Origin of the sequence: Mesorhizobium sp. M2A.F.Ca.ET.067.02.1.1 (assembly GCF_004023285.1) — a bacterium.
GTDB lineage: Bacteria > Pseudomonadota > Alphaproteobacteria > Rhizobiales > Rhizobiaceae > Mesorhizobium.
Map to the genome: position 1 here is coordinate 1 of NZ_RZSB01001080.1, position 1441 is coordinate 1441.

At 63.6% G+C, this 1441-nt stretch carries 2 protein-coding genes; both read left to right on the forward strand.

Annotation, left to right across the window (positions count from 1 at the left end; genetic code table 11):
• Nucleotides 1-196, forward strand: a 196-nt coding sequence (locus tag EOA28_RS35595; protein ID WP_128315840.1) for a DUF2497 domain-containing protein, incomplete at its 5' end; no start/stop codon positions are given.
• Nucleotides 197-406: 210 nt separating this feature from the next.
• On the forward strand, nt 407-1441 hold a 1035-nt coding region (locus EOA28_RS35600; RefSeq protein WP_148671095.1), incomplete at its 3' end, for a class I tRNA ligase family protein.

Here is a 1441-nt window from a genome sequence, read left to right on the forward strand (position 1 = left end):
CACGGGCAGGCAGGTTGCCGCCGCTTTCGGCGAGCTTTCCGATGCCTTTGCCAGCCGTGGCAAGAAGAGCTTCGATGAAATGGCCGAGGAGATGCTGCGGCCGATGCTGCAGGATTGGCTCGACAACAACCTGCCGACGCTGGTCGAAAGGCTGGTGCGCGAAGAGATCGAGCGCGTGGCGCGCGGCGCGCAGTAGCCGCCGCAACACGCAGGCTGAAAAGCGCCGCCTTCGGGCGGTGGCTTGTTCAAGGCTCTTAGGTGAGCGCGCGTAGCTCCCGCTCGGCCGGGATTGTCGCTGGTCGAGGGCAGGCCTATCTGTGGCAGTGATTGCTGCTCTCGCGGTTGACTCGGCCAAGACCTTCCGATTTACACCGGACGCTTGTTACCGACAGTTCGGACCTCCTCCATGCTTGAAAAGACCTACGACGCCAAGACCGTCGAGCCGAAGATCGCCAAAATCTGGGAAGAGGCCGACGCCTTCCGGGCCGGCGCCGGCGCGGAGGAAGGGGCGGAAGCTTTCACCATCGTCATCCCGCCGCCGAACGTCACCGGCTCGCTGCATATGGGCCATGCGCTCAACAACACGCTGCAGGACATTTTGGTGCGCTTCGAGCGCATGCGCGGCAAGAACGTGCTTTGGCAGCCCGGCATGGATCACGCCGGCATCGCCACGCAGATGGTGGTCGAGCGCCAGCTCATGGAAAGGCAGATCCACCGCCGCGATCTGACGCGCGAGCAGTTCATCGAGAAGGTGTGGGAGTGGAAGGCCGAATCCGGCGGCGCGATCTTCAACCAGCTGAAGCGCCTCGGCGCCTCGGCCGACTGGTCGCGCGAACGCTTCACCATGGATGAAGGCCTGTCCAAGGCGGTGCTGGAAGTCTTCGTCACGCTCTACAAGGAAGGCCTCATCTACAAGGACAAGCGCCTTGTGAACTGGGACCCCAAGCTGCTCACCGCCATTTCCGACCTCGAGGTCGAGCAGCACGAGGTCAACGGCAATCTCTGGCACTTCCGTTACCCGATCGAAGGCGAAGCGTTCGACCCGGAGAACCCGAGGACCTTCATCACGGTCGCCACGACGCGCCCCGAGACGATGCTTGGCGACACGGCGGTTGCCGTGCATCCGGGTGACGAGCGCTTCACCGATCTGGTCGGCCGCCACGTCGTGCTGCCGATCGTCGGCCGCAGGATACCGATCGTGGCGGACGAGTATTCCGATCCGGAGAAAGGCTCCGGCGCTGTCAAGATCACACCGGCGCATGATTTCAACGATTTCGAGGTCGGCAAGCGCCACAAGCTGCCGGCGATCAACATCCTGACGGTCGAAGCCGCCATCAAGCTCAAGGACAACGAAGATTTCCTCGCCGGTCTCGAGGTCACGCCGGAGCGCCAGGCCGTATGGGACGAGCTCGACGGGCTCGACCGCTTCGCTGCTCGCAAG